The sequence below is a fragment of the Nonomuraea sp. NPDC049419 genome, from assembly GCF_040676995.1.
GTDB lineage: Bacteria > Actinomycetota > Actinomycetes > Streptosporangiales > Streptosporangiaceae > Nonomuraea > Nonomuraea salmonea.
This window is the reverse complement of record NZ_JBFAQB010000013.1, coordinates 140,824-167,052: the sequence shown is the minus strand read 5'-3', so window position 1 is coordinate 167,052 and position 26,229 is coordinate 140,824. Positions and strand designations below refer to the sequence as shown.

General features: G+C 71.6%; 28 protein-coding genes. 14 read left to right on the top strand and 14 right to left on the bottom strand.

What is annotated here, in order from left to right:
- Positions 1 to 62: 62 nt before the first annotated feature.
- Positions 63 to 653 carry an isochorismatase family cysteine hydrolase gene (locus tag AB0K12_RS31985; RefSeq protein ID WP_364569453.1) on the top strand — a complete coding sequence of 197 codons (591 nt, stop codon included), beginning with the start codon at positions 63 to 65 and terminating at the stop codon, positions 651 to 653.
- Positions 653 to 1,390: an SDR family NAD(P)-dependent oxidoreductase gene (locus AB0K12_RS31980; protein ID WP_364380598.1), complete on the top strand. Its 738-nt coding sequence runs from the start codon at positions 653 to 655 to the stop codon at positions 1,388 to 1,390. Before AB0K12_RS31985 ends, AB0K12_RS31980 begins: the two co-directional genes overlap by 1 nt.
- Before the next feature lie 14 nt (positions 1,391 to 1,404).
- Here the strand turns inward: AB0K12_RS31980 and AB0K12_RS31975 are convergent, their stop codons facing one another.
- The gene (locus tag AB0K12_RS31975; protein ID WP_364569450.1) at positions 1,405 to 2,655 is read right to left on the bottom strand and encodes a serine hydrolase; all 1,251 of its coding nucleotides are present in this window, start codon (positions 2,653 to 2,655) and stop codon (positions 1,405 to 1,407) included.
- A gap of 31 nt (positions 2,656 to 2,686) precedes the next feature.
- On the opposite strand from AB0K12_RS31975, the gene AB0K12_RS31970 reads away from it, so the two are divergent.
- The gene (locus tag AB0K12_RS31970; protein WP_364569447.1) at positions 2,687 to 3,595 is read left to right on the top strand and encodes a cyclase family protein; all 909 of its coding nucleotides are present in this window, start codon (positions 2,687 to 2,689) and stop codon (positions 3,593 to 3,595) included.
- A 35-nt stretch (positions 3,596 to 3,630) separates the two neighbouring features.
- Here AB0K12_RS31970 and AB0K12_RS31965 read toward each other — a convergent pair whose 3' ends face one another.
- From AB0K12_RS31965 to AB0K12_RS31940, 6 genes are all read right to left on the bottom strand, one after another.
- On the bottom strand, positions 3,631 to 5,124 hold the full coding sequence (locus tag AB0K12_RS31965; protein WP_364569444.1) for an AMP-binding protein: 1,494 nt from the start codon (positions 5,122 to 5,124) through the stop codon (positions 3,631 to 3,633).
- A complete protein-coding gene (locus AB0K12_RS31960; RefSeq protein ID WP_364569441.1) occupies positions 5,121 to 6,188 on the bottom strand; it encodes an LLM class flavin-dependent oxidoreductase in 1,068 nt (355 codons plus the stop codon). The genes AB0K12_RS31965 and AB0K12_RS31960 overlap by 4 nt, the downstream gene beginning before the upstream one ends.
- An 87-nt stretch (positions 6,189 to 6,275) precedes the next feature.
- Positions 6,276 to 7,409, bottom strand: a complete 1,134-nt coding sequence (locus AB0K12_RS31955; RefSeq protein ID WP_364569439.1) for a M20 family metallopeptidase — start codon at positions 7,407 to 7,409, stop codon at positions 6,276 to 6,278.
- A 22-nt stretch (positions 7,410 to 7,431) separates the two neighbouring features.
- Complete coding sequence (locus AB0K12_RS31950) at positions 7,432 to 8,958, bottom strand: AbgT family transporter (RefSeq protein ID WP_364569641.1); 1,527 nt, start codon at positions 8,956 to 8,958, stop codon at positions 7,432 to 7,434.
- A gap of 94 nt (positions 8,959 to 9,052) precedes the next feature.
- Positions 9,053 to 10,474: an ATP-binding protein gene (locus AB0K12_RS31945; RefSeq protein ID WP_364569436.1), complete on the bottom strand. Its 1,422-nt coding sequence runs from the start codon at positions 10,472 to 10,474 to the stop codon at positions 9,053 to 9,055.
- Positions 10,471 to 12,120 carry an FAD-dependent oxidoreductase gene (locus AB0K12_RS31940; protein ID WP_364569433.1) on the bottom strand — a complete coding sequence of 550 codons (1,650 nt, stop codon included), beginning with the start codon at positions 12,118 to 12,120 and terminating at the stop codon, positions 10,471 to 10,473. The genes AB0K12_RS31945 and AB0K12_RS31940 overlap by 4 nt, the downstream gene beginning before the upstream one ends.
- Before the next feature lie 83 nt (positions 12,121 to 12,203).
- Between AB0K12_RS31940 and AB0K12_RS31935 the strand changes: the two genes are divergently transcribed.
- Complete coding sequence (locus tag AB0K12_RS31935) at positions 12,204 to 12,779, top strand: helix-turn-helix domain-containing protein (protein ID WP_364569430.1); 576 nt, start codon at positions 12,204 to 12,206, stop codon at positions 12,777 to 12,779.
- On the opposite strand, the gene AB0K12_RS31930 is transcribed toward AB0K12_RS31935, so the two are convergent.
- A complete protein-coding gene (locus tag AB0K12_RS31930) occupies positions 12,769 to 13,530 on the bottom strand; it encodes an SDR family oxidoreductase (RefSeq protein ID WP_364569427.1) in 762 nt (253 codons plus the stop codon). The genes AB0K12_RS31935 and AB0K12_RS31930 overlap by 11 nt on opposite strands.
- Before the next feature lie 91 nt (positions 13,531 to 13,621).
- Between AB0K12_RS31930 and AB0K12_RS31925 the strand changes: the two genes are divergently transcribed.
- On the top strand, positions 13,622 to 14,299 hold the full coding sequence (locus AB0K12_RS31925) for a ThuA domain-containing protein (protein ID WP_364380478.1): 678 nt from the start codon (positions 13,622 to 13,624) through the stop codon (positions 14,297 to 14,299).
- Here the strand turns inward: AB0K12_RS31925 and AB0K12_RS31920 are convergent.
- Positions 14,289 to 14,702 (bottom strand): TIGR03668 family PPOX class F420-dependent oxidoreductase, encoded by a 414-nt coding sequence (locus AB0K12_RS31920; protein ID WP_364569424.1) that lies wholly within the window; start codon positions 14,700 to 14,702, stop codon positions 14,289 to 14,291. The two genes, AB0K12_RS31925 and AB0K12_RS31920, sit on opposite strands and share 11 nt — an antisense overlap.
- Positions 14,703 to 14,777: 75 nt before the next feature.
- Here AB0K12_RS31920 and AB0K12_RS31915 point away from each other — a divergent pair, with 75 nt between their 5' ends.
- Positions 14,778 to 15,665, top strand: a complete 888-nt coding sequence (locus AB0K12_RS31915; RefSeq protein ID WP_364569421.1) for a hypothetical protein — start codon at positions 14,778 to 14,780, stop codon at positions 15,663 to 15,665.
- Here the strand turns inward: AB0K12_RS31915 and AB0K12_RS31910 are convergent.
- From AB0K12_RS31910 to AB0K12_RS31900, 3 genes are read right to left on the bottom strand one after another with little or no spacing between them, the layout of a single operon-like run.
- Positions 15,662 to 15,787, bottom strand: a complete 126-nt coding sequence (locus tag AB0K12_RS31910; RefSeq protein WP_364569418.1) for a hypothetical protein — start codon at positions 15,785 to 15,787, stop codon at positions 15,662 to 15,664. The two genes, AB0K12_RS31915 and AB0K12_RS31910, sit on opposite strands and share 4 nt — an antisense overlap.
- Before the next feature lie 38 nt (positions 15,788 to 15,825).
- Positions 15,826 to 16,446: a MerR family transcriptional regulator gene (locus AB0K12_RS31905; protein WP_364569416.1), complete on the bottom strand. Its 621-nt coding sequence runs from the start codon at positions 16,444 to 16,446 to the stop codon at positions 15,826 to 15,828.
- Positions 16,447 to 16,461: 15 nt separating this feature from the next.
- Positions 16,462 to 17,310: a LysR family transcriptional regulator gene (locus AB0K12_RS31900; protein ID WP_364569413.1), complete on the bottom strand. Its 849-nt coding sequence runs from the start codon at positions 17,308 to 17,310 to the stop codon at positions 16,462 to 16,464.
- A gap of 145 nt (positions 17,311 to 17,455) precedes the next feature.
- On the opposite strand from AB0K12_RS31900, the gene AB0K12_RS31895 reads away from it, so the two are divergent.
- The 7 genes from AB0K12_RS31895 to AB0K12_RS31865 all read left to right on the top strand — a co-directional run bounded on the left by AB0K12_RS31895 (position 17,456) and on the right by AB0K12_RS31865 (position 24,718).
- Positions 17,456 to 18,526 (top strand): acetyl-CoA acetyltransferase, encoded by a 1,071-nt coding sequence (locus AB0K12_RS31895; RefSeq protein WP_364569410.1) that lies wholly within the window; start codon positions 17,456 to 17,458, stop codon positions 18,524 to 18,526.
- 58 nt (positions 18,527 to 18,584) lie between these two features.
- Positions 18,585 to 19,454 carry a MurR/RpiR family transcriptional regulator gene (locus AB0K12_RS31890; protein WP_345398446.1) on the top strand — a complete coding sequence of 290 codons (870 nt, stop codon included), beginning with the start codon at positions 18,585 to 18,587 and terminating at the stop codon, positions 19,452 to 19,454.
- Positions 19,451 to 20,197 (top strand): SIS domain-containing protein, encoded by a 747-nt coding sequence (locus AB0K12_RS31885; protein ID WP_364569408.1) that lies wholly within the window; start codon positions 19,451 to 19,453, stop codon positions 20,195 to 20,197. The genes AB0K12_RS31890 and AB0K12_RS31885 overlap by 4 nt, the downstream gene beginning before the upstream one ends.
- Before the next feature lie 99 nt (positions 20,198 to 20,296).
- A complete protein-coding gene (locus AB0K12_RS31880) occupies positions 20,297 to 21,652 on the top strand; it encodes a cellulose binding domain-containing protein (protein ID WP_364569405.1) in 1,356 nt (451 codons plus the stop codon).
- Between the two features lie 112 nt (positions 21,653 to 21,764).
- Entirely contained in the window at positions 21,765 to 23,018 is a 1,254-nt protein-coding gene (locus AB0K12_RS31875) for an extracellular solute-binding protein (RefSeq protein WP_364569402.1), read from the top strand.
- Entirely contained in the window at positions 23,019 to 23,903 is an 885-nt protein-coding gene (locus AB0K12_RS31870) for a sugar ABC transporter permease (RefSeq protein ID WP_355423510.1), read from the top strand.
- Positions 23,900 to 24,718 (top strand): carbohydrate ABC transporter permease, encoded by an 819-nt coding sequence (locus AB0K12_RS31865; protein ID WP_364569399.1) that lies wholly within the window; start codon positions 23,900 to 23,902, stop codon positions 24,716 to 24,718. Before AB0K12_RS31870 ends, AB0K12_RS31865 begins: the two co-directional genes overlap by 4 nt.
- On the opposite strand, the gene AB0K12_RS31860 is transcribed toward AB0K12_RS31865, so the two are convergent.
- Positions 24,708 to 25,211: a GntR family transcriptional regulator gene (locus AB0K12_RS31860; RefSeq protein ID WP_364569396.1), complete on the bottom strand. Its 504-nt coding sequence runs from the start codon at positions 25,209 to 25,211 to the stop codon at positions 24,708 to 24,710. The genes AB0K12_RS31865 and AB0K12_RS31860 overlap by 11 nt on opposite strands.
- 41 nt (positions 25,212 to 25,252) lie before the next feature.
- A complete protein-coding gene (locus AB0K12_RS31855; RefSeq protein ID WP_364569393.1) occupies positions 25,253 to 25,729 on the bottom strand; it encodes a winged helix-turn-helix domain-containing protein in 477 nt (158 codons plus the stop codon).
- 110 nt (positions 25,730 to 25,839) lie between these two features.
- On the opposite strand from AB0K12_RS31855, the gene AB0K12_RS31850 reads away from it, so the two are divergent.
- Complete coding sequence (locus AB0K12_RS31850; RefSeq protein ID WP_364569390.1) at positions 25,840 to 26,142, top strand: hypothetical protein; 303 nt, start codon at positions 25,840 to 25,842, stop codon at positions 26,140 to 26,142.
- Positions 26,143 to 26,229 lie beyond the last annotated feature (87 nt).

The window sequence follows — 26,229 nt, the reverse complement described above, 5'->3', positions numbered from 1 at the left end:
CGGTGTTATGCTGAACGGCGTACCAAGCAAGCGCTCGGCTAAAGAACGGGTGGAGGTCGCCGGTGGAGCGCGTGGCGGTGCTGGTGATGGAGATGCAGCGGGGCGTCGTCGGCGATCTCACGAAATTTCCGGATCTGGTGGCGGCGTGCGACCGGCACGACGTGATCGCCAACGCCGCCCGCCTGCTCCGGGCCGCCCGCAGGGCGGGCATGCCGGTGATCCACTGCACCGCCGCGTTCCGCTCCGACCGGGCCGGCTCCCACACCGGCAACTGCCCGTTCATCGTCTCCCTGCTCAAGGACCCGGCCCACATGCTGGAAGGCGCCCCCGCCACCGAGGTGCTGCCCGAGCTGCTCGACCCCGGCGACCTGGAGAGCCGCCGCCACCACGGCTTCTCCCCGTTCACCGGGACCTCCCTTGACATGACGCTGCGCTCGCTGGGCGTCTCCGAGGTGGTCGCGGTCGGCGTATCGCTCAACCTGGGCATCCCCGGACTGGCGCTGGAGGCGGTCAACCTGGGTTACCGGGTGTGCGTGGTGACCGACGCGGTCGCGGGCGTCCCGGAGGAGTACGCGCGGGCGGTGCTCAAGCACACGATCAGCCTGCTGGCCACCCGGACGACGGCCGCCGGCCTGGTCGAGGCGTGGACGTGATGGAGGGGCTGCGGCTGGACGGGCGGGTCGCGGTCGTCACCGGGGGAGCGGGGGCGATCGGCGCGGCCATCGGCGCCGACCTGGCCGCGCTCGGCGCCCGCGTGGTGCTGGCCGACGTGGACCTGCCGGGGGCGTCGAAGGCCGCCGCCGGGCTGCCGGACGCGCGGGCGCTCCGCGTGGACCTGGCCGTGCCCGAGTCGGTCTCCGCGTTCGCGGCGGCCGTGGGGGAGGTGCACGTCCTCGTGCACAACGCCGGGGTGTCGATCGTGCGGCCGTTCACCGAGAGCGACCCCGCCGACTGGGAGCTCATGTGGCGGGTCAACCTGCGCGGCCCGATGCTGCTGACCAGGCTGCTGCTGCCGGGCATGACGGCGGGGGGATGGGGGCGGCTGGTGTTCGTCTCCTCCGACGGCGCGCGGGCCGGCTCCGGCGGCGAGGGCGCGTACGCGGCCACCAAGGCCGGGCTGTTCGGCCTGGCCAAGACGCTGGCCAGGGAGGCCGCCAGGGCGAACGTCACCTCCAACGTGGTCTGCCCAGGCCCCACCGACACCCCCATGCTGCGCCGGGTGGCGGAGGCGGAGCCCGGCCTGGTCGACAAGATCGCCCGAGGCATCCCGCTGCGCCGCCTCGGCACCCCCGCCGACGTCGCCGGCCTGGTCGCCTACCTGTGCACGGAACGCGCCGCGTACATCACCGGGCAGATCCTGTCGGTGAGCGGCGGCGTGACCATGCACTGACCCCCGCCATGCGCCTACACCGCGTCGTAGACGGCCTGGACCAGCCGCATCCCGCGCAGGTTGCCGGTCAGGGCGCCGGCCATCCTGTTCATCACGTAGCCGATCGCGAGGCCGCGCTCGGGGTCGCCGAGCCCGATCGCGCCGCCCATCCCGGAGTGGCCGAACGCGGTCTTCGACGGCATCAGGAACGTCAGCGACGGCCGCATGAACCCGAGCCCGAACGCCGTGTTCAGGAGCAGCACCTTGTCGGGGCCGTTCACGCGGGGGCGCAGCGCGTCCCGCAGCGTCTCGGGGCGCAGCAGGTCACCGGCGATCAGCCCCCGGTAGAACCCGGCCAGGCCCCGCGCGGTGGTGACGAGCCCCGCCGCCGGCCAGCCGGCGCGCAGGATCACCGGATGGTTCGCGCCGCCCTTGAGCCGGTGCATGGCGGGGTTGCCGAGCGCCCTGTTCATCAGGCTCGCGGGGTCGAGCGCGGCCCGCTGCACCTCGGCCAGCACGTCCTGCGTCCGGTTCCCGGTCTCGACGATCTGCATCCCGCTCCTGGGCCCGGGCTGCGCGGCGGGCTCGGTCTGGGCGGGCTGCTCTGCGGGCTGCTCTGCGGGCTGGTCTGCGGGCTGTTCCGCGGGGTCGCGGCGGGGGCGTTCGCCGGCCTGGAGCCGCGCCGTACGCTCGATCACCGCATCGGAAGCGCCCACCCACAGCTCCAGGTCCAGCGGCCCCGCGATCTCGGCCGCCGCCAGCTCGCCCACGGACTTACCCGTCACCCTCCTGACCACCTCGCCGAGCAGGAACCCGTACGTCAGCGCGTGATACCCGTGCGCCGTCCCCGGCTCCCACAGCGGCCGCTGCCCGGCCAGCCGCGCCGCGATCGCCGGCTGGTCCTCGAACTCCTCCACCGGCACCTCCTCCTCCACCACCGGCAGCCCGGCCTGGTGGCTGAGCAGGTGCTCGACCGTCACGGACCCCTTGCCCTCGGCGGCGAACCCGGGCCACACGTCCGCGACCGGCGCGGCCAGGTCGAGGCGGCCCTGCTCGGCCAGCCGCAGCAGCACGGCCGCGGTGACCGCCTTGGTGCAGGAGTAGGCGAAGACGGGGGTGCCGCGCTCCCAGGGACGCCCGGTGTGCCGGTCGGCGACGCCGTCCCACAGGTCCACCACCGGCTCGCCGTCCAGGTAGACGGCGAAGGCCGCGCCCAGCTCCTCGCCGTCGGCGAAGTGCCGCTCGAACACCTCGCGTACGCGGGCGAAGCGCGGGTCGCAGTACATCGGACCTCCAGCGGGGAAAGGGAGTGCTTACGTGATCCACGAGCCTAACAATTGGGGACGATTCGGCCCAGACGATCAGCGCGGCACCCTCAACCTGCTCACCCCGTCCGTGGTGCTCGACGCCCTGCGCAGCGCCACCACCGGCGAGGTGCTGAACCTGGCCCTGCCGATCAGGGGCGCCACCTCGTCGCCCGCGCCCGGCACCGTCCCGCACCTGCCGGGCCGCCCGCTGCCGCAGCACTTCATGAGCGTGGACGGCGGCGACTACGCGGCCGGCGCCCGCCCCGTCGGCCCCGGCCTGCGGGTGGCCGACGACGCCCTGCTCGTCAGCCACCACGGCACGACCACCCACATGGACGCGCTGTGCCACATGTGGTCGGGCGACGAGCTCTACAACGGCCACCCGGCCGCCCGCGTCCGCTCGTACGGCGCCACGAGGTGCGGCATCGAGCACGCGGGTGGCGTGGTGGCGAGGGGCGTGCTCTACGACGTTCCCCGTCACCTCGGGCTCGACCACCTGCCCGCCGAGCACCGCGTCTCGGCCGCCGAACTGGCCGCCATCACCACGCCGCGCCCCGGTGACGTGGCCGTGGTGCGTACGGGCTGGCCGCTGGTGTGGGAGCGGTCGCGCGAGGAGTACTGGTCGGGACAGCCTGGCCTGTCCGCCGAGGCGGGCCGCTGGCTGGCCGGGCACGACGTGGCCGCCGTCGCCTGCGACAACGCCGCCGTCGGCGGGCTCGACGGGCGCGGCATGTCGCAGGAGCCCGTCGAGGACGACCTGCACCTGCTGCTCCTGCACCGGCACGGCATCCACCTGATCGAGATGGTGTGGCTGGAGGAGCTGGCGGCGAGGGGACGTACGGACTTCGTGTTCGTCGCGGCCCCCCTGCGGATCGAGGGCGGCACCGGCAGCCCGCTCAGCCCGCTGGCGATCCTGTGACCCAGGTGACGGGCGGGCCCTCGTCGGGGGGCGCGTCAGGCGCCCGGGTAGTTGCCGCCGCCGTGTGCCTCGTCCAGGGCGTCGTAGTCGGGGGTGAAGCCGCGTTTCGGGATCGTGTCCACGAACGTGAGGTGGCGCGGGCGCTTGTACGCCGCCAGCAGGCCCCTGACGTGCGCGATCAGGTCGTCCTCCGTGGCGGTGGCGTCCGGTTTCAGGGACACGACGGCCTTGACCGTCTGGTGCCAGTCGGGGTCGGGGACGCCGATGACGGCGGCGTCGGCCACGGCGGGGTGGGTCTTGAGCGCGCGCTCGACCTCGGCGGGGTAGATGTTCTCGGCGCCTGACTTGATCATGCGCAGCTTGGGGCCGATGAAGGTGATGGTGCCGTCGGGTTCGCGGCGGCCGAGGTCGCCGGTGTGGTGCCAGCCGTACCGCGACTTTTCCGCATTTAAGTCGGGCCGGGCGAAATATCCGGAAAAGAGGGTCTTGCCGCGGGCGCAGATCTCCCCGACCTCCCCGACCGGCACCTCGCCCCCGTCCGGCGCCAGGATCCGCACCTGCGCCAGCGGCGAAGGACGTCCCGCCGGCCCCGCCTCGCCCTCGGCCAGCCCGAGGAAGGTCAGCATCCCGCCCACCTCGGTCTGCCCGTACCCGCCCATCTTCGAGCGGCACCACGGCGAGTCGTCCACGGTGATCATGTCGTCCCACTCGGCGGAGTGGGCGACGAAGCGCAGCGAGGACAGGTCGTACTTGCCGCCCGCGTTCGCCTTCGCGACGGCGTCGATCATCGGCCCGAACAGGAACGCCTGCGTCACCCGCTCGGCGTCGATCAGCCGGCACACCTCCTCGGGGTCGAAGGCGGGGGTGAAGACGTTCGTGCCGCCGATCTGGAACGTGGCCAGGCAGAACATCATCGTCCCGACGTGGAAGAGCGGCCCGTTGTTGAGGAAGGTGAAGCCGGGCTCCATCCGCCGGACCACGAGCAGGGTGGTGGCGTGCGCGAGCAGCGCGGCGCTGCTGAGCAGGGCGGCGCTCGGACGTCCGGAGAAGGCCGCCGTGTAGAGGGCCAGGGCCGGCTCGCCATCGTTGACCTGCGCGAACTCCCTCGGCTCGGCGCCCGCGATCAGCCGCTCGTACTCCTCACCCGCGCGCACCCACGCGCCGCCCGCCTCGTCGCGCAGCGCCGCGGTGAGGTCCGACGGCTCCCACACGACCGCGGCCGGCGCCAGGTCGCCGAGCACGAACCGCAGCTCGTCGAGCGACTGCCGCCAGTTCGCCGGGCACAGCACCGCGCCCAGCCGGGAGCAGGCGAGCAGCAGCTCCAGCACCGCGTACGCGTTCTGCCCGAGCCACACCACCCGGTCACCGGCCCCGACGCCGAGCCCGTCGAGCGCCGCCGCCAGCCGGGAGACGCGCTCGTCCAGCTCCGGGTAGGTGAGCCGGACTTCGCCGTCCACCACGGCCGTGGCCTGCGGCCTGCTGCGGGCGTGCTCGGCGAGGGCGTCGGACAGGGTCAGGCTGTGGATCATCGTCCGCCTCCAAAGGCCGGCATGACTTCGGTCGCGAAGAAGCGCATGACCCGCTTCATGTCCTCCAGCGGCATCGGCCGGGTGCTGCCGAAGTCGCACAGGAGGTTGCCGAACCCGGCGTCGCGCAGCAGCGCGATCTGCTCGATCACCCGGGCCGGGTCGCCGATCACCTCCAGCTGCTCCCAGCGGAAGTCCGGCGAGACGGTGCCGCCCTTGAGGTAGCGGTCCTGGTAGTACTCGAAGCCCTGCGCGGCCCGTCCGGTGCGCGGGTCGATGGGGGCGCTGCGCTCGTTGAAGATGCGCGAGCGGTCGAACGACGCCTCGAACCTCTCCTGGTCGGCGCGGGCCTGCTCCAGGGTGCGGGCGACGTACACGCTGCGCGCCACCACCAGCTCGGCCTCCGCCGCCGGATGCCCCGCCCGCGCGGCCGTCTCCCGCCAGGTCCCGGCCGCCTTGACGACCTTGCGGAACGGGGCCGCGGGGTCGGCCAGGATGGGCAGGCCGCGCTCGGCGTACATGGTGACGGTCTCCGGCGAGACGGCCGCGACGTGCAGCGGCGGGTGCGGGTTCTGCAGCGGGCGCGGCACCAGCGACACCTCGGTGCCGGTCCGGTAGAACTTCCCCTCGTGCTGGTACGACTCCCGCGTCCAGAGCCCGACGATGACCTCCAGCGCCTCGTTGAACCGGTCCCGCGCCTCCGCCAGGTCGACCCCGAACCCCTCGAACTCGTAGCTCTGGTACCCGCGCCCGATCCCGAGTTCGAGCCGGCCGCCGGACAGCACGTCCACCTGCGCCGCCTCCTCGGCGACGTGCACGGGGTTGTGCAGCGGGAGCACCACGATCCCGGTGCCGAGCCGCAGCCGCTCGGTGCGGGCGGCGGCGTGGGCGAGCACGGTGAACAGGTTGGGCGCGACGCCGTAGTCGCGGAAGTGGTGCTCGGCCAGCCGCACCCCGTCGAACCCCAGTTCCTCGGCCAGCTCGATGAGCTCCAGGTGGTAGTCGTAGACGTCCTTGAAGCTCTGCCCGTCGAAGCGGTGGAAGAGGTGGAAGGTCGAGAACTTCATACGGCGGCCGCCCCTCAACGGAAAACCAAGCGCTCGCTTGGGAGCGTATCACAGGCGTTTCCAGCGGACCTGCCGCGAAGAGGAGACCTACGCCAGGGCGGTGATCAGGCCCATGGTGAGGGCGGTGCGCTCCGGGATGTGCTCGACCAGGACGTGCTCGTGCCGCGCGTGGGCCCCGTCGCCGACGGCGCCCATGCCGTCGAGGACCGGGCGGCCCAGGGCCGAGACGAAGTTGCCGTCGCTGGCCCCGCCCACCGACGCCTGGTCGAGGGTCCAGCCGAACCCGGCCGCCACCCCCTGCGCCTCCTTGAACAGCCGCTGTGAGGCGGCGTTCTGGACCATCGGAGGCCGGTTCCACTCGCCGGTGGCGGAGATCGTGACGCGCGAGTCTGAGGCGCGCAGCCCGGCGAACACGTCGTCGATGCGGCCCATCTCGGCCGGGTCGGTCACGCGGACGTCGATGCCGCAGGTGGCGCGGCCCGCGGTGACGTTGCGGCCGGTGCCGCCGCTGATGAGGCCGACGTTCACGGTCGTGCCGCGCTCGCGGGAGCCGGCCCCGGCGAGTGTGGTGACCAGCTCGGCGAGCGCGTGGATGGCGTTGGCCCCCGCATACGGGTCCAGCCCCGCGTGCGCCTCCACCCCCGTGACGCTCACGTTGAACAGCCCGACGCCCTTGCGCGCGGTCTTGAGCGCCCCGTCCAGCGACGCCTCGAAGACGAGGGTGGCGAGCGCGTCCTCGCCGGCCGCCTCGATGTGCTCGCGGGAGGCCGGGCTGCCGATCTCCTCGTCGCCGTTGAACAGGAAGCGCACGCTCGGGTGCGGCAGGCCCAGCTCGCGCAGCCCGCGCAGCGCCCAGATCGACTGCACGAGCCCGGTCTTCATGTCGAAGACGCCGGGCCCGGTCGCCTTGCCCTCGACGACGGTGAACGGCCAGCTCTTGAGCGTGCCGGTGGGCCAGACCGTGTCGTAGTGGCTGAGCATGAGGATCGTGCCGGGCGCGGTGCCCTCGTAGAACAGCTCAAGGATGTCGCCGTGCTGGCCGCCCTCGTGCAGGATCTCGTCGTCCGGTGTCCCCAGGTGGCCGACCACCCTCGCCCTGATCGCCCGCAGCCCCTTGACCAGCATGGCCTTGTCGTAGCTGTTGGTCTCCAGCTCCACCACGGCCCTGAGGTCGTCGAGCATGGCCGGCAGGACCTGCCGGGTCCAGTCGGTGATCAACACGAGAATCCTTCCAACGGGTGTACTAGGGGACGGGGGCTCCGGGGCCGAGCGGCACGCCCAGCCACCAGAAGACGTAGAACAGCAGCGTCCAGACGACGAGCAGGGTGAGCGCGAGCGGGATCGTCATCGAGGCCAGCGTGCCGATGCCGGCCGAGCGGCGGTAACGCTGCAGGAAGCCGAGCGCCATCACGAAATAGGGGCTCATCGGGGTGATCGCGTTGGTGCAGGAGTCGGCGATGCGGTAGAGGGCCTGGGTGTACTCGGGCGGGATGTCCAGCAGCATCAGCATCGGCACGAACACCGGGCCGACGAGCGCCCACTGGGCCGACCCGCTGGTCACCACGAGGTTGATCACGGTGACCACGAGCAGGATGCCGAGGAAGACGACCGAGCCGCTCACCCCGGCCGACTTCAGCAGCCCGGCGCCGTCGATGGCGAGGATCTGGCCGATGCCGGTCCACTTGAAGTAGGCGAGGAACTGCGAGATCGCGAAGAACAGCACGAGGATAGGCGCCATCTCGCGCACGCCGTGCACCATGAAGCCGGGGATGTCGCCGCCGCGGGTGACGGTGCCGGCCGCCTTGCCGTACGCCCAGCCGACGGCCAGGAACGCGAGGCCGAGGAAGACGGCGATCGAGGTGAGCAGCGGCGACTGCACGATGCTGCCGCCCTCACCGCGCAGCGGCGACCCCGACGGCAGGACGGCGGCCGTCAGCGCGGCGGCGAACACCACGAGCGTGATCAGCGCGGCCCGCAGCCCCCGTCGCTCCTCGGGGGTCAGCTTGAGCGAGCCGAGGTCGTCCTCGTCGGCGTCGGGGTCCACGGGGATCGACTCGACGCGGCGGGCCAGCACCCGTTCGGTCACCAGCGTGATGACGGCGGCCAGCACGACGGACGACACGAGCGAGAAGAAGTAGTTCGCCAGCGGCGTGACCGTGTAGCCGGGGTCGATCGTGTGGGCGGCGGCGGTGGTCAGGCCGGACAGGATGGCGTCCACGGGGGTGACGACGGGGCTGGCGTCATAACCGGCCGAGATCGACACGAACGCCACCACGATGCCGAGGATCGGGCTGCGCCCGACCGCGCGGAAGGCCAGCGCGCCGAGCGGGATGAGCACCACGTACGCGGCGTCGGAGGCCACGTGCGCGACCATCCCGGTGAACGACAGCGCGAACGTCACCCACCGCGGCGACACCCGCGACACGCCCGAGCGGAGCACCGCGGCCAGCAGCCCCGACCGCTCCGCGACGGCGACGCCGAGCATGACGACGAGGATCGTGCCGAGCGGCGGGAACGAGGTGTAGTTCTCGATCGCGTCGCCGACCATCATCCGCACACCCTCGACGGACAGCAGGTTCTTGGCCGCGACGGTCTCCCCCGTGGCCGGGTTGACGGCCGAAACCCCGGCCGCCGCGAGCGCCCAGCTCAGCAGCGACAGCAGCACGCTCAGGATGACGAACAGCCAGAACGGATGCGGCAGCCGGTTCCCCAGCCGCTCGATCCCCCCGAGCATCTTGAGCAGCGCGTTCAGCGAACGCGATCCCGTCATCGTCTCGGGGGTCGCCACCGGGTCATCTCCTTTCCGCATTTCGGTCACCCATTACATGCGGTCAGAAGACATCCTGACAAGTCGGGGTAAAAACTCAGCCAGTGGCGGCGGGCTCACGCAGCGGCAGGCGTACCTCGAACCACGTGTCGCCCGGCGTCGAGCGGACCTTGATCTCGCCGCCGTGCCGGCCCGCCACGATCCGGTACGAGATGTCCAGCCCCAGCCCCGTGCCCTCGCCCACGGTCTTGGTCGTGAAGAACGGGTCGAAGATGCGGTCCTTGATCTCCTCGGCCACGCCATGACCGGTGTCGCCGATCTCCACGATGGCCTCGTCCTCGTCGTACGCCGTGCGGATGGTCAGCGTGCCCTCCTGCCCCATCGCGTCGAGCGCGTTGTGCATGAGGTTCGTCCAGACCTGGTTGAGCTCGCCCGCGTAGCAGGGGATCTCCGGCAGCGTGCGGTCGTAGTCGGTGACCACGGTGATGCCGGGCGGGATCTTGCCGCGGAAGATCGCGATCGTGCTGTCGAGCAGCTCGTGCACGTCGGCCTGCTGGAACGGAGCCCGGTCCATCTGGGAGTACTGCTTGGCCGAGCGGATGAGCGTGGTGATGCGCTCGGTCGCCTCGGCCACCTCGTTGAGCATCTGCGCGATCTCCACCGCCTCCGACAGCCAGTGCAGCGCCTTCGGGGTGTGCTCCTCGCCGACCTTCGTGCGCACCTTCTCCAGGTCCTTACCGGAGAAGCCCGCGCTGACCAGGGCGGGCGCGAGGTCCCACGCGTCCTCGACGCCGATCTCCTCAAGAGCCTCGCCCAGCTCGTCCTCGGCGTCGGAGATCTCCAGCGGTGAGCGCTGCGGCTGCTCGCCCAGCTTGCTCGTGCACGCCTCCTGCGCCTCGATCAGCGCCCGCAGCTTCTCCGGCGGGATGCCGTCCTCGGCGAGCTGGGCCAGCTGCAGCCGCGAGCCGGCGATCAGCGAGCGCAGCTCGCCCACCGCCCGCACGGCCGCCGCGGCCGGGTTGTTCAGCTCGTGGGTGAGCCCGGCGGTGATCGTGCCGAGCGCGGTCAGCCGCTGCCGCCTGTCGATGATCTCCCGCTGCATCCGCCCGCCCGACATCAGCCCGTCGAGCAGGTGCATCGCCATCGGGAACCACTCGGCCACGATGTAGGCGAACTTCTTGGCCGGCAGCATGAACATCCGCGACGGCGCTGTTGCGCGCAGCGTGTGCTGGTAGGTGAGCGGGGCGCGGTCGCCGAGGTAGGCGGCGGTGGCGCCGCCGTACACGCCGGGCTGGGAGGTGCGGGGCATCGCGACGGTGCCGGCGCTGACCGTCTCGCTGATCATCTGGATCTCACCCTCCAGCAGCACCGCGAAGCACTCGGCGGGCTCGCCCTGCCGGACGACGTCCTCGTCCTGGGCGTAGGTCTGCACGCGGCCGCTGGCCGCGAGCTTGGAGAGCTGCTCGTCGCTGAGGCGCTCGAACAGGAACAGCTTGCGGAGCTCGTCGATGTCGATCATTGCTTCTCCAGGTAGCGGTGCACGAGCGCGACGGCCATGGCGCCCTCGCCGACGGCGGAGGCCACTCTCTTGATCGACTCGGCGCGCACGTCGCCCGCGGCCAGCACCCCGGGCAGGTTGGTCTCCAGGAAGTACGGCTCCCGCCGCAGCGGCCAGTTGCGCGGCCGCTGGCCGCCCTGCACCAGGTCGGGCCCCGTCAGCACGAACCCGCGCGCGTCCCGCTCGATCGTCTCGCCCAGCCAGTCGGTGTACGGCCGGGCCCCGATGAACACGAACAACCACTGCGCGTCCACCGTGCGCTCCTCGCCCTTGGTGGACAGCGTGAGCCGCTCCAGGTGACTGTCGCCGGCCGCGCCGGCCACCTGGGTCTGCAGGTGCACCTCGATGTTGGGCAGCGCGGCGATCTGCTCGATGAGGTAGTGGGACATGGACTTCTCCAGACCGTCACCCCGCACCAACAAGTGGACCTTGCTCGCGAATCCCGACAGGTAGACGGCCGCCTGCCCGGCCGAGTTGGCCGCGCCGACGATGTACACCTCGGTGTCCTTGCACGAGGGCGCCTCGGTCAGCGCGGCGCCGTAGAAGACGCCGCGGCCCACGAAGTCCTCCAGGCCCGGCGCCTCCAGCCGCCGGTAGGTGACGCCGGTCGCGAGGATCACCGCGTGCGCCGCGATCTCCCCGCCGTCCTTGAACCCGACCACCCGCGCCTGCCCGCGCGCCTCCAGGCTGCTCACCTTGCGCGGGGTCAGCAGCTCGGCCCCGAACTTCAGCGCCTGCCTGCGCGCCCGGTCGGCCAGCTGCTGCCCTGAGACGCCGTCGGGGAAGCCCAGGTAGTTCTCGATGCGGGAGCTCTGGCCCGCCTGCCCGCCCGACGAGTACGCCTCCACCAGCACGGTGTTGAGCCCCTCCGAGGCGCCGTAGACGGCCGCCCCGAGCCCGGCCGGCCCGCCGCCCACCACGATCAGGTCGTAGAAGTCGGTCGCCGGCGTCGTGGACAGCCCCACCGCCGCGGCCAGCGTCGCCTGGTCGGGCGACTCCAGCGTGGTGCCGTCGGCCGTCACCACCAGCGGCAGGTGGCTGTCGTCGCCCGCCGCCTTCACCAGCTGCGCGCCCTCCGGGTCGTCGGCCAGCAGCCACTGGTACGGCACGTGGTTGCGGGCCAGGAAGTCGCGCACCTTGTACGACGGCGCCGACCACCGGTCGCCCACCACCCGCAGCTCGGAGCGCTCGACCCGGTCGGTGCGCAGCCAGGCGTCGAGCTGCCCGTCGATCACCGGGTAGAACTTCTCCTCCGGCGGGTCCCACGGCTTGAGCAGATAGTGGTCGAGGTCGACCACGTTGATCGCCTGGATGGCCGCGTCGGTGTCGGCGTAGGCGGTCAGCAGCACGCGGCGCGCGTAGGGATAAAGGTCCATGGCGGCTTCGAGGAACTGCACGCCGTTCATCTGCGGCATGCGGTAGTCGGCCAGGATCGCCGCGATCTCGTCGCCGCGCAGCCGCATCTCGCGTACGGCGTCGATGCCGTCCCTCGCCGTCTCGGCGCGGACGATCCGGTATTCCTGCCCGTAACGGCGTCTCAGATCACGGGCGACCGCCCGCGAGACGCCTGGATCGTCATCCACGGTCACGATGACCGGCTTGTCCATGCGATTCGCCCTTTCCTGCGCTCCTACTAGGAAGGATGTCATGTGCTCGGGTATGGGCGAGACACCGCTCATATCATGGGCGGATGGGCACCCGCGAACGCATCATCGACGCCGCTGAGCAGGCGATTCAGGAGTTCGGCATCTCGGGGGCCACCACCAAGCGCATCGCGAAACAGGCGGCGTGCTCCGAGGCGCTGCTCTACAAGCACTTCGCCGGCAAGGAGGAGTTGTTCCTCGCCGTGGTGACGGAGCGCATGCCGGCGCTGGGCCCGGCGCTGGAGGAGCTGCGCGCCGCCGCCGGCCGGGGCGACCTGCGCACGAACCTCGTCACGTTCACGCTGGCCGCGCTGGGCTTCTACACCCGCGCCCAGGGCATCGCCGGCGGCCTGCTCGGCGACCCGGCGCTGATCACCGGGTTCCGCGCCATGCTGGCCGAGCGGGGCGCCGGGCCGCACGTGCCGATCCAGGTGCTGGCCGGCATCCTGCGGGACGAGCAGCGCGCCGGCCGCGTCGACGCCGGTCTCGACGCGGACGCGGCGGCGTCGATGCTCATGGGCGCCTGCTTCCACCGGGCCAACCTCGCGCGCTTCGTGGACCTGCCCGGCCACGGCGACGAGGAGTGGGCCGCCGCCGTCGTCGGCACCCTGCTCAGGCGATGACCCTGGCCTCCCCGCCGTCCACCAGCAGCGACACCCCGTTCACGTAGGACGCCCGCTCGCTGGCCAGGAACGCCACCACGTCGCCCACCTCCTCGGGCCGCCCGACCCGCCCCACCGGCACGCCCGCGCCGCGCTCGCGCAGCGCCGCCTCGTCGCCGGCGAGCTGACGCAGCCGCTCGGTCTCGATGGGCCCCGGCATCACGTTGTTGACCAGCACCCCCTCGCCGCCCACCTCGCGGGCCAGGGTGCGCACCACGCCCGCGACGGCCGTACGCATGGCGTTGGACAGCGCGAGCCCGTCGATCACCTCGCGGGCCGACCTGCCGGTGATGGTGACGATCCGGCCCCAGCCGCGCGAGCGCATCTCCGGCAGCACCGCGTGCATCAGCCTGACCATGCCGAGCAGGTTGCGCTGGACGGCGGCGTCCCAGTCGTCCAGCCCGACCTCGTCGAACCGGCCCGGCTTAGGCCCGCCCGCGTTGGCCACCAGGATGTCGACGGGACCGAGCACGTCGCGCGTCTCCTCGACCACCCGCCGGGCGGCGGCCGGATCCTCCACGTCGGCCAGCACCGCGTGCACGACCTTGCCGAACTCCTGCAGCTCCACCACCGCGTCCGCGAGCTTCTCCGGGTCGCGGGCGCTGACGCACACGTCGCAGCCCTCCCGTGCGAGACTCTTGGCCGCCGCGAGGCCGAGGCCCGCGCTGCCACCGGTGACGAGGGCGACCTTGCCCGAGATGCCGAGATCCATACGGCCGACTATAGATCGTGCGGGCCGGGCCGCTCGTACGGCTGTGCCGGTACGGGTGGTAATGCCGCGACAGGCATGATGGGCTGGGCGGGTGGCGAGAAATCTCATCCTTTCTGGAGGCCTGTTCCACGACTTCGCCGCCACATCGGCCGCGCTCGCGGAGGTGCTCGCCGAGGTGGGGGTCGAGTCGGAGATCACCGAGGACATCGCGGGAGCGCTCAGCGAGCCGTCGGAGTTCCAGCTCATCACGGTCAACGCGCTGCGCTGGCAGATGACCCAGGACCGCTTCGCCGGCCTGCGCGACCAGTGGCGCTTCACCCTGCCGGCCGGCGCGCGGGCCACCCTGCTCGACCATCTCGACCAGGGCGGCGGGCTGCTGTGCATGCACTCGGCGGCGATCTGCTTCGACGACTGGCAGGGCTGGCCGCGCGTGCTCGGCGGCTGCTGGGTCTGGCCCAAGTCGCACCACCCGCCGCTCGGCTGGACGGGCGTGCGGGTGCACGGCGGGCATCCGGTCGTGGACGGCCTGCGCGACTTCGACGTGGTGGACGAGGTCTACAGCGACCTCGACGTGCTCCCCGACGTCCGGCCGCTGGCCTCGTCGGCGAGCGGCCAGCCCCTGGTGTGGGCCAGGCCGGTGCGCAGGGGGCGGGTCCTGTACGACGCGCTCGGCCACGACACCAGGTCGTACGACAACGAGGTGCACAGGACGCTGCTCCAGCGCGCCGCGCTGTGGCTGCTGAAACGCCCGGTCACGGTCAGGGACTAGCCGCCCACGCGCTCCAGCGGGTCACCTCGACGCGGATGACGGCGCCGGCGGGCGGGCGCTCCCGGTATTGGGCGTACTTGGCGGCGAGGGCGGCCAGCGCCCGCTCGCGGGTTCCCGGGTCGTCCGCTTCTTCGGCCGTGCCGTCGGCGCGCACCCACCACAGCCGCGCCCAGTCGTCCTCGTAGTGATCGGCCAGCACGCTGACGGCGGGGTCGCGGGCGATGTCGCGCAGCCGTCCGAGCCGCATGGTCGTCTTGGGCTTGTGATCGACGGCCGTCACGATGGCGCCGTCGAGCAGCGCGAACGTGATGGGCACGATCCGCGGCGTCCCGTCTTCGGCCAGCCGCGCCATCCTGGCCACCGGCTGCCCCGCGAACATCTCCCGCGCCCGCTCTTCCCCCATGCCCCCATGCTCGCACCGGCGGCGTGTCCGATACCTACAAGACCGGGCGGCGGCGGTCTGGGCACGATGACAGGCATGAACGTGAACCTGTCCGCGGTCCCCGGCTTCATGGCCGGGCACGCCCGCGTCCTCGACCGCCGCCGCTACGGCCTGCTCATGGGCGAGGAGGACGCGACCGGCGCACTCGCCGCACTCGACGCCTACCGCAACCCCGACGGCGGCTACGGCTGGGGCCTCGAGCCCGACCTGCGCTCGCCGGAGAGCCAGCCGGGCGCGGCCCTGCACGCCTTCGAGGTCTTCGAGGAGGCCGGCCCCGTCACGTCGCCGCATGCCGCGGCCCTGTGCGACTGGCTGGAGTCCGTGACGCTGCCCGACGGCGGCCTGCCCTTCGCCCTGCCGGTCGGGGTCTCCACCGGCACCGCGACGTGGTGGGCGAGCGCCGACCCTGCCTCCTCGTCGCTGCAGATCACCGCCGTCACCGCCGCCGTCGCCCACCGGGTGGCCGCCCACGACCGGGCGGTGGCCGAGCACCCCTGGCTGGAGCGGGCCACCCGCTACTGCATCGAGACCATCCGCGCCATGGAGGAGCGCCCGCACGCGTACGTGCTGTCCTTCGCCGTCCGCTTCCTCGACGCCGTCCACGACCGCCACCCCGCAGCCGCCGACCTGCTCAAACGGCTCGGCGCGTACATCCCGGACGACGGCAGGGTGCCCGTCGGCGGCGGCACCGAGAACGAGGCCCTGCGCCCCCTCGACTTCGCCCCCTACCCGGGCAGCGCGGCCCGCGCCCTGTTCGACCCCGCCGTGATCGCCGCCGACCTGGTCAGGCTGGCCGGCGAGCAGCAGGACGACGGCGGCTGGGTGGTCGACTACGCCCGCTTCTCACCCGCCGGCTCCATGGAGTGGCGCGGCGCGGCCACCGTGCACGCCGTCCAGGTGCTGCGCGCCAACGAGCTGATCTAGCCGATCACGAGCTCCGGGCTGTCCAGCCGGAAGCGCTGCCCGTCGGGGCCGACGGTCAGCCCGAAACGGGCGCGCCCCGACTCCTCACCCGGCGCCCAGATGGCCAGCGCCTTCTCCTCCATGGCAACCGTCCGCGGCGGTGTAAGAGGGGCGGTCCTTGTCAGGGGGCGAGCCTCCGGGCGGATTCTGATTCGTGGGCCATGCGGCGCAAGGTGTCGAGGGCTCTGCCGTACAGGACCGTGCCGAGCACCATGGCCTCCACGGCGGCGTCGCGGGGGCCGTCGAAGGGGATCACGTCCATCTCCACCTCCGACACCAGGCGGCGGGCCGCCTCCACGTACGGGGCCAGGTCGATGGACAGGCCGAGCTGGCGCATCCTGACGATGGTCTGGGCCAGTTCGTCGCGGGTGGGGGCCTCCTCGGTGATGTCCCAGCCGAGTTCGGTGACCAGATCGTCCACCAGGGCGCGGGCCGAGCGCCACTCCTCGGTCTGCTCTGGGTCCACGGCGGGGCTGAGGGCGTAGTGGGCGGTGCCGAGGACGCGGTGGGTGGGCAGGGACTCGTCCTCGACGGCGGCGATGACCTTCTTGATGGAGGCGACGGAGAGCCGGCCGACCTCGAGGAGGGCGCGGATCATGCGGAGCCTGCGCAGGTGCGTCTCGTCGTACTCGGCCCTGGTCGCGGCGGTCTGCTCGCCCTGGTGCAGCATGCCCTCGCGCAGGTAGTACTTGATCGTCGGGATCGCCACGCCGGACTTGGCGCTGAGTTCGGAGATGCGCATTATTGGATAATAGTACTATCCAGATCGTGCGAGATGCCGTGCGGCGCTCACCAGCTCGTGCACGTCGGCCTGGCGGTTCCAGAGGAAGACCACCTCGATGGGCGGCGTGTCCTCCTTGACCGGGACGAACGTCACCGAGTCCGGCACGGTGGTGCCCTCATGGACGCAGAGCGCGTAACCGGCGCCCTCCCCGACCATCGTGATCACCAGGTCGTGGGTGGCGGCGGCGGGACCCAGGCGGGGATGCAGGCCGTGACGGACGAAGCCCTCCAGGAACCGGCGGGCCCCGGCCACCGCGTCCGACTCCGGCATCAGCAGCGGCTCGCCGGCGAGGTCGGCCAGCGACACGGCGTCGTACTCGGCCAGGTGGTGCTCGCGGGGCAGCAGGGCGCGTACGGGGAAGCGGTGGACCAGCATGCGCGCCACGCCCCGGGGCAGCGAGCCGGGCGCGTACCCGAGCCCGGCCTGCAGGGTGCCGTCGGCGATGGAGACGATCTGCTCGGCGGTGCCCATCGGCGCGACGCGTAAGCGGCCGGTGTGCAGCTGGGACAGCAGCCGGGCGACGACGTCGGCGAGCCCGTCGGCGACGCCCAGGCGGGCCGTCGTGCCCTTGCCGCGCGCGGCGACGACCGCGCGCTCGAAGGCGTCGAGGGCGACCGTGGCCTGCGCCAGGAACGCCTCGCCCGCCTCGGTCAGCTGCACCCCGCTCGACGAGCGGCTGAACAGCTCGACCCCGATCTCCTTCTCCAGCGCCCTGAGCTGCTCGGACAGCGTGGGTTGAGCGATGTGCAGGGCGGCGGCGGCCCGTCGGAGGCTGCCCGCCCGCGCGATCGCCATGGCGTACCGGACATAGCGTAGATCCATCGCTCACCTCGGCGTGATGATGATGAGCTATCGGTAGATCGCACCTCCGTATTACAAGACCGGACAGCTTTCGTGAAGTTCTGCAGTCATCTCTTTTCGCTTCCCCAAGCAAGCGCTAGTCTGGCTGAGGAGCGGAGGAGGGTGGATGCGGCCCTTCGCGGGACGTGCGGCCGTGGCGGGCGTCGGGATGACGGCGCTGAGCAGGCGGTCGGGGGAGCGCGAGCGCGAGCTGGCCGCGGCGGCGTGCCGGGCGGCCTGCGCGGACGCGGGCATCGCGCCGCCCGAGGTGGACGCGCTGCTCAGCTACCACATGAACGACTCCGTGCCCGTCGTCCAGGTCGCCAGGGCGCTCGGGATCGAGCGGCTCGGCTGGCACAACGACATCGCCGGCGGCGGCACGCAGGCGGCCTCGATCCTGGGGGACGCGGCGCTGCTCATCGAGGCGGGCCTGGCCCGCCACGTGCTCGTCTACCGGGCGCTCAACGGCCGCTCGGGCAGGCGCATGAACGTGGTCAGCACCGGGCCGCAGGAGGAGTTCACGTACGGGATGGCCGGTCCGATCCCGATGTTCGCCCTGGCTGCCACCCGTTACCTGCACGACACCGGCCTGACCGCCGAGCACCTGCACGCCGTCGTCGACCAGTCCAGGCGGAACGCCGCGGGCAACCCCAGGGCGTTGCGCCGCGAGCCGCTCACCCTCGACGACTACCTCGCCCGCCCGTACGTCTGCACGCCCCTGCGCACGGCCGACTGCTGCCAGGAGACCGACGGCGCCTGCGCCCTGCTGGTCAGCGGCGCGCTCGGCGGGCCCAGGGTGCGGGCCGTGGTGCGCGGGGGAGGGCCGGGCTGCTCCGCGATGGACCGTGCCCCCGACGTGACGGCGATCTTCTCCGCGTACGTGGCTCCCATGCTGTGGGAGGCGTCCGGCATGAAGCCGCGCGACGTGGACGCGATGCTGCCCTACGACGCGTACTCGTGGCTGGTGCCCCGCCAGCTTGAGGACTTCGGGCTGGTCGAGCGGGGGGAGCTGGGGGCGTACCTGCTGGAGCGCCGGCACGCCTGGGTGAACCCGCACGGCGGCCTGCTGTCGGAGGGCTACGTGCACGGCCTGAACAACGTGGCCCAGGCCGTACGCGAGCTGCGCGCGGGCGCCGCGACCGCGCTCGTGACCGGCTTCGGCGGCAGCTACGGAAGCGCCGCGCTGCTCAGCTGGTGACAAGAATTATCACCCGATGGCCTTGACGGAGGCGGGTGGTGAGCATAATTATCACCGCGTGGACCTCCTCAACCGCATCAGAGCCGACCGGCCCGACCTGCCCGAGGCGCTGCGCAAGGTGGCGGACGCCATCCTCGAGGCGCCGGGCGAGACCGTCCGGCTGACCATCGTCGACCTCGCCGAGCGCAGCGGGACGTCCACCGCCACGATCACCCGCTTCTGCCGGGCGCTCGGCTTCGCCGGGTACGCCGAGCTGCGGGTGGCCATCGCCACCGAGTCGGGCCGGGTCGCGCAGCAGACGTGGGAGACCGACATCGGCCAGGAGATCCTGCCCGACGACAGCCTCGAACGCGTGCTCGGGGTGGTCTCCGGCAACGACATCCGCCTCATCCAGGAGACCCGCGACCAGCTCGACCTGGCCGTGGTCGAGAAGGTCGCGCAGGCCGTGGCCAGGGCGGGGCGGGTGCTGCTGTTCGGGGTGTCGAGCAGCGCGGCGGTGGCCAGCGAGATGGAGTACCGGCTGCAGCGGATGCGCGTGCCGACGTGGAGCAGGTCCGACGCGCACGCCGCGCTGACGGACGCGGCGCTGCTCGGCCAGGGCGACGTGGCGATCGGCATTTCCCACAGCGGCAGGACGCGCGAGGTCATCGAGGTGCTGGCGGAGGCGGGCAGCCACGGCGCGATCACCGTCGCCGTCACCTCGCAGCCGCGCTCGCCGCTCGCCGAGGTGGCCGAGCTGGTGCTCACCACGGCCAGCAGGGCGACCAGCTTCCGCTCCGAGGGGTTCGCCGCGATCCACTCGCAGCTGCTGGTGCTGGACGTCGTGTACGTGTCGGTGGCGCAGCGCACCTATGAACGGACGAAGCAGGCGTTCGACGTGACCGTCCGCGCGGTCGCCGGACATCGCCTGCCAGAAGGGGATATATGACTGTCAATCCGCAGGACTTCGTGGAGCACATCGCCCGCCTCGTACGGACGATCCCCGAAGACCCCGAGATCTCCCGCGCCGCCGACCTGTTCACCAAGGCGCTGACCGGCGGCGGCGTCATCCAGGCGTTCGGCTCCGGCCACTCCGAGGCCGTGGCCATGGAGATCGCCGGGCGCGCGGGCGGCCTCGTGCCCACCAACCGGCTCGCGCTCAGAGACATCGTCCGTTACGGCGACGCCCCCGCCTCCGAGCTGGACCGCTACGACCTCGAACGCGACCCCGCCGTCGCCCGCCAGATCCTCGACCTGGCCCCCGTCCAGCAGCATGACCTGTTCGTCATCATCTCCAACTCCGGCGTGAACGGCGTCGTCGTCGAGCTCGCCACCCTCGTCAAGGAGCGCGGTCACGACCTGATCGCGATCACCTCGCGCACCCACAGCGAAGCCGTCGCGTCCCGTCACCCCTCGGGCCGCAAGCTCGCCGACCTGGCCGACGTCGTCCTGGACAACCACGCGCCCTATGGCGACGCCGTGCTGCCCCTGCCCGACGGAGGCGCCACCGGCGCCGTCTCCACGATCACCTCCGCGCTGCTGGCCCAGCTCGTGGTCACGCAGACCGTCCGCAACCTGCTCGAAGCCGGCGAGGTGCCGCCCGTCTACCTGTCGGCGAACGTCCCCGAAGGCGACGAGCACAACCTCCGCCTTGAGGCGCTGTACGCGGGCCGCATCCGCCGCGGCGCCTGACCCTCCGTCACTCCGGGCGCCGGCTCGGCGCCACGACCTGTCTTCAGCATGCCCGCACGTCTCCCCGGGAGCCGCACAACCGCAAGGAGCCCACCCCCCATGTCCCGAAATTTCGGTAAACGTCTTGTCTCCTTAGCCCTCCCCGCCGTCCTCATCGCGGTCACCCTGATCGCCTCACCCGCAGCAGCCGCCCAAGCCGTCCGCCTCCAGTACCGCACCAGCGCCCCCGGCGCCATGACCGCCCAGGCCGAGCCGTGGCTGCGCCTGTTCAACACCGGCACGACGACGATCCCGCTCAGCCAGGTCAAGATCCGCTACTACCTCACCGGTACGGAGACCTACCGCTTCGCCTGCTCCTGGGCCGTGGTCGGCTGCTCCACCATCACCGGCAGGTTCGCCCCGCAGGAGGGCGGCAAGCAGTACCTGGAGGTCGGCTTCACCTCCGGCAGCCTGAGCCCCGGCCAGAACACCAGCGACATGCAGCTGCGCTTCTACCGAGCGGACTGGCAGTCGTTCCAGCAGGGCGACGACTACTCCTACGGGCCGAACACCTCCTACGCCGACTGGGACAAGGTCACCGTCCACGTGGACGGGCAGCTCGCCTGGGGCACCCCGACCGGCACCGAGCCCGACCCCGACCCGGATCCCGACCCCGACCCGGGCGCCACCGGTGAGCTGTTCGACGACTTCACCTACACCGGCTCCACCGACCCGAGGCTGGCCCAGCGCGGCTGGACCGTGCGCTCGGCGTCGGGCGGCCCCGGCGTGCCCGGCGCGACCTGGTCGCCGTCGGCCGTCTCGTTCCCCGGCGGCCTGCTGACGCTCGACTCCTCCACGAACGGCACCGCCGGCGGCACCGTACAGACCGAGCTGTCCACCGCCCAGCGCAAGTTCCGCGAAGGCACCTACGCCGCCCGCGTGCGCTTCAGCGACGCCCCCACCAGCGGCCCCGACGGCGAGCACGTGGTGCAGACGTTCTTCACCATCACCCCGCTGCGCTACGACCTCGACCCCGACTACGGCGAGCTGGACTTCGAGTACCTGCCGAACGGCGGCTGGGGCGAGCCGTCGAACATCCTCTACGCCACCAGCTGGGAGACCTACAGGAACGACCCCTGGCTGGCCGTGAACACCCACACCGAGGAGCGCACGAGCTTCGCCGGCTGGCACGACCTGGTCATCCAGGTCTCCGGCGGCCGCATCAAGTACTACGTGGACGGCCGCCTGTTCGCCGACCACGGCGGCGACCACTACCCCGAGACGCCCATGTGGATCATGTTCAACCAGTGGTTCATCGATCTTCAGGGCGCGAGCGGGACGCGGACGTACCGGCAGCAGGTGGACTTCGTCTACTTCAGCGCGAACGAGGTCGTCGCGCCCGCCACCGTGACCTCTCGCGTCGCCGCGCTGCGGACGGCGGGCACCGCCTTCAGGGACACCGTCCCCAACCCGTGACCGACACCCCCGCGCCCGCCCGGTGCGGGCGCGGGGCACCCCCCAGCAGTGGACAAGGAACGTCTTGGCATCCTCCCCCGCCTCAAGGCGGGGGTTTCCTCGGAGGTCTTCGATGAAGAACCGCATCCTGGCCCTCGCGGCCGTGTTCGCGCTAGGGGCGTGCGGCACGGCCCAGGAGCCGCAGGCGGCCACGCCCGACGCCCCCGCCAAGCTGACCGTCTGGATCATGGACGGCAGCGTCACGCAGGAACTGCTGAAGAAGTTCGAGACCGAGTACGAGGCCGCGCACCAGGACGTGGACCTCGACATCCAGATCCAGCAGTGGGACGGCATCGGCGAGCGCGTCACCGCGGCCCTGGCCAGCACCGACGCCCCCGACGTGATCGAGGTCGGCAACACCCAGGTCGCCCAGTACAGCGCCAGCGGCGGCGTGACCGACCTGACCGCGAAGGTGGCCGACCTCAAGGGCGAGGACTGGCTGCCGGGCCTGGCGCAGCCGGGCAACGTGGACGGCAAGCAGTACGGCATCCCGTGGTACGCCGCGAACCGTGTGGTCGTCTACAACAAGGAGTTGTTCGACAAGGCCGGGATCAAGGAGCCGCCCGCCACCCGCGACGAGTGGCTGGACATCACCTCAAAGCTCAACAAAGGCGGAAATCAGGGCATTTATCTGACCGGCCAGACCTGGTACGCCCTCGCCGGCTTCGTCTGGGACGAGGGCGGCGACCTCGCCGTCCAGGAGGGCGGCCGGTGGAAGGGCGCGCTCGACACCCCGCAGGCGCTCGCCGCCATGGACTTCTACAAGCGGCTCCAGGCGCTCGGCAAGGGCCCCAAGGACGCCGACGAGGCCAACCCGCCGCAGCACGAGGTGTTCGCGCAGGGCAAGGTCGCCCAGATCATCGCCGTGCCCGGCATCGCCGCCCGCGTGCTGGAGGTGGACGCCGGACTCAAGGACAAGATCGGCTTCTTCACCATCCCCGGCAAGACGGCCGACAAGCCGGGCACCGTCTTCACCGGCGGCTCCGACCTCGTCATCCCGGCCGCCTCCCAGCATCAGGAGCAGGCGTACGAGGTGGTCAAGGCGCTGGCGGGGGAGCAGTTCCAGACCGAGCTGGCCAAGACCATGAGCTTCGTGCCGAACCGTACCTCGCTGGCCGGCGTGCTCGACGGCGACGAGGGCACCGCGGCCATGGCCAAGGGGGCCGCCTACGGCCGCGCCACCCCCAACACCCCCAACTGGGCCGCCGTCGAGGCCACGTCCGTGATCAAGCAGTACATGACCGCCGTGCTCACCGGCGGCGACCCGGCGGCCGAGGCGAAGAAGGTCTCCGAGTCGATCACCACGACCCTGAACAGCGGATCCTGAATGTGGTCGAGGAGCCGCTCGTACTGGCCCTACCTGCTCATCGCGCCCACGGTGGCGGGCGGGGCCTTCCTCCTGCTCTACCCGCTGCTCAAAGCGCTGCTGATCTCCCTGCAGCACTTCCGCATGGGAGAGCTGATCAGGGGCGGGGCCGCGTTCGTCGGCCTGGACAACTACGCCGAGCTGCTCGGCGGCGAGCAGTTCTGGCAGGTGCTGCTGCGCACGCTGGTGTGGACGGTGATCAACGTCGTGCTCATCGTGGGCCTGGCCACCGGCGTCGCGCTCATGCTCCAGCACCTGCGCCGCGGCCTGCGCCTCGCCCTGATGAGCGCGCTCGCCCTCGCCTGGGCCATGCCGATCATCGCGGCGACCACGGTGTTCCAGTGGTTGTTCCAGTCGGAGCTGGGCATCGTCAACTGGCTGCTGGTCACGCTCGGCTTCGACTCGTTCGCCGGATACACCTGGTTCGCGAACGGCACCGCCACGTTCGCCGTGCTCGTGGCGCTCGTGGTGTGGCAGTCGGTGCCGTTCGCCGCGCTCACCCTGTACGCCGGCCTCACCACGATCCCCAGCGAGCTGTTCGAGTCGGCCAGGATCGACGGCGGCACCGGCCGGCAGGTGTTCCGCCACGTCACCTTCCCCATGCTCAGGTCGCTGTTCGCGCTCATCACCTCCTTGGAGATCATCTGGGTGGCCAAGTGCTTCCCGCAGATCTGGGTGCTCAGCCAGGGCGGCCCCGGCGACGCCACGACCACCCTGCCCGTCTACGCGTTCAAGGTCGCCCGCGTGCTGCACCGCTACGACCTCGGCTCCGCGGTGGCCATCCTGCTGGTGCTCGTGCTCGCCGCCGCCCTGATCAGCAACCTGCGCCGGATGGTCCGCTCATGAGAAGAGTCCTGCTCAACACCACGGCCGTCGCCGTGCTCCTGACCACGATCTTCCCCGTCTACTGGATGTTCCTGACGGCCTTCAAGCCCACCCGCGACATCCAGGCGGCCACGCCCACCTTCTGGCCCGCGAACCCGACGCTCGACCACTTCGTCACGGCGGTCAACGCGCCGGGGTTCTGGACGTACTGGCGCAACAGCCTCCTGGTGACCGTGGGCGCGGTGCTGATCGCGCTCGGGGTGGCGCTGCTCGCGGCCTTCGCGGTGGCGCGGATGCGCTGGCGCGGGCGCGGCCCGTTCGTGGTGGCGGTCTTCGCCGCGCAGATGGCGCCGTGGGAGGCGCTGCTGGTGCCGGTGTTCGTCATCGCCCGCGACACCGACCTGCTCGACTCGCTCGCCATGCTGACCGGCGTCTACTTCATGTTCACCCTCCCCTTCACGATCGTGACGCTGCGCGGCTTCCTCGCCGCGATCCCGCCGGAACTGGAGGAGGCCGCCCAGGTGGACGGGTGCAGCCGCATGACGGCCTTCCGCCGCGTGGTCTTCCCGCTGCTGGCACCCGGCCTGATGGCGACCTCCCTGTTCGGCTTCATCACCGCGTGGAACGAGTTCGCGTTCGTGAACGTGCTGATCATCAAGGCCCAGGACAAGCGCACCCTGCCGGTGTGGCTCTCGTCCTTCAGGGACGTCTTCGGCACCGACTGGGGCGCCACCATGGCCGCCGCCAGCCTGTTCGCCTTGCCCGCCCTGCTGCTCTTCCTGTTCTTGCAACGCAACGTCGGCACAGGCATGACAGCGGGCGCCGTCAAAGGCTAGATGACGCGTGCTCGGGTTCGCGGGGCCAGGTGGACGGGTCGGCCACGCGGACGCCGCGCGGGGATGACTCGACCGCCCAGCCCTGGCGTACCAGGAGGGCGACGGCCTGCCGGGCGGTGACCCTGGCGACGCCGTAGTGCCGCGACAGCGTGCCCGCGTCGGGGACCGCGCGGCCGGGCCGCAGCTCGCCGCGCGTGATGCGGGCCGCGACCGCCGCCGCGATCGGCACGTACAGCGCCCTGCTCGGCTTCACCCTGGGCACCCCCGCAGGACCGACGAACGTGCCCTCGCCGCGCACGGTGTGGGCCAGGCCGCGCCTGCGCAGCTCGCGGGCCGCGTTGCGGGCGGTCGTGCGCCCGATGCCGAACTCCTCCTCCAGCGCCGCCTCGCTCGGCAGCGCGTCGCCGACCCTGAACTCTCCGCCCGCGATCCGCTCGCGCAGCACCTCGGCCACCTGGACATAGAGGGGGACGGGACCGTCGCGGTCGAGCATGCTCGTATCGTAGACGTCTGCCTACGGCCGGACAGGCATGATCAGTCCTTCGGCCACTTCTCCTCGGGTGACACATAGCTGCCCCGCTGCGGCACGGTGTAGATCCAGCCCTGCTCGCGCAGCAGCGCCATCGCCCTGCGGACGGTCTCGCGGGCCACGTCGTGCTCCTTCACGAGCGCCGTCTCGCCGGGGATGGGGCGCCTTGGACGGTATTTCCCCGCTTTGATGTCGCCCGCTATCTCCGTGGCGATCTGCTGGTAGAGCGGCACTTTGCGCTTCTTGCGCGGTCCGCCCGCCGGCGGCCCGACGAAGGCGCCCTCCCCTTGGACGGCGTAGATGAGCCCTTCCTCGCGCAGTACGTGGATCGCGCGCCGGGCCGTCGTCCTGGCGACGCCGAACTCGTACTGGATGTCCGCCTCGCTCGGCACCGGGTCGCCCGCCGACAGATTCTTCAGCCGCTCTCTGAGGATGTTGGCGATCTGGATGTAGACGTGCGTGTCGCCTTCGTAGTCGAGCACGTAGGCAACATAGGCCAACGCGGGCAAGAGTGCCCATATCGCTCTGTCTATTTAGACAGAGTTTCCTGTGCAACCAGACAAGCGCACACGACCAGAGCTATGGTTCAGGCATGACGATCTGCCCCGTCCCAGATGACGACAGGTGTCTGTCGACGCACCTCCCGCCCGCCAACCCCGACTACAAGAAGCTGGCGTGGACGCCCATCCGGCCCATGGGTCACTCCATCCGCGTACGCGACTTCACGTGCCCGTACCAGTCGATCAGCTACGAGCTGTGCGACTACGGCGGCGAGAGCTTCATCCGCAGGACTCGCAGGCACGGCGACGCCTTCTTCGTCGACGAGGCCGCCCGCGGCCGCCGCGCCGTCACCACGGCGATCTGGGAGCAACTCCGCTCCGGCGACGCCAGGTGACGACACGTCCTCAGCACGAGGCGGCTTTGTTTCACGGATCGTCAAGAAGCCGGTTCATTGCCGGGCGGGTGTCCTGCACGTCGGATG